The organism is Endozoicomonas sp. SESOKO1 (genome assembly GCF_024606265.1).
Lineage (GTDB): Bacteria > Pseudomonadota > Gammaproteobacteria > Pseudomonadales > Endozoicomonadaceae > Endozoicomonas.
On the sequence record NZ_JAHHPP010000289.1, the window covers coordinates 1 to 1,071 of the forward strand.

The following is a 1,071-nucleotide window of genomic DNA, read 5'->3' on the forward strand; positions in this document are numbered from 1 at the left end:
ATAAAGAGCCAACCCATGGTTCAGAAAATGTGTCAAAACACTCTTCGCAAAAGGTCACTGATAAAAAAAAGGAAGATGAAAAGCCCGGCAAGCCGGCAACCGCTTCCAGCACAACAAGCCGGGTATCAGGTCCGGCCATGGCAACCGCCACCCTGATGGCGATGGACCGGCTGGCAGGGGCTGCGGCCCTGCCAGCAGAAGGAAGGCCCGGGGCCAGGAACAACCCGATACCCGTTGAAGATAGTGCAACACTGGGCAAAATCGGGCGTAATGACAGCTTTCCCATGGACGCCTATTATCAACAGAAGCGCAGCTTCAGCCATAACACCAGTGTTCCGGTTGGCAATGACACTACGCCATTTCAGGGTTATTACGACGGTGGGTGCCATACCATAAGCGATTTGAAGGACTGTTTGTTCTATGAACTCGGGTTCGGGGCCCACGTTAAGAACCTGCGTATTGCCAATACCACCATTGATCAACCAGACAAACAGCACTCTGCCGTATTGGCCTGTGAAATGTCCGGTGGATCTGTCGTCAGTGGTGTTCGGGTTGAACATGGCAACGTTTCAACCAGGCAAGGGGGTAAATCCGCAGCCAGCACCGCTGGGGTAATTACCGGGTTACAGGGTGAACAAAGCGTTCTGAAAGACATTGAGATTGTTGACTGCTCAGTCACTACTTCAGGGCATAACACCTATACCGGAGCCGGGGCAGGATGGGTTGATGGTGACATTGAGCGCATGACCGTTGCAGACAGTCAGGTTACCAGCACAGGAGACTCTGCTTCAGCCGCTATCGGTGGAGGGCTGGTCACTGGCCGGATAAAACAACTCACTGTCGTCAACAGTCAGGTCACAACTACTGGAAAAAATGGGAATGGTGCCATTGGCGGTGGGCAGGTGGGCAGATTGCACCCGCCTGCTAATGGCCAGGTCAGTGGGCTTGTCGCCCTGAATAGCCATGTCAACACAACGAATAATTTAGCAGCTGCCGGTATTGGTGCCGGGTTTGTAGCAAATGAACACAGTGAGGTCAACGGCATAACGGCTATCGATTGCTCTGTTTCAA

1 protein-coding gene is annotated in these 1,071 nt (G+C 52.9%); it reads left to right on the plus strand.

The window, feature by feature from the left end:
- Positions 1-137: 137 nt before the first annotated feature.
- Positions 138-1,071 (plus strand): hypothetical protein (locus KDK13_RS12755; RefSeq protein WP_257285351.1); only part of this gene is annotated, 934 nt, incomplete at its 3' end.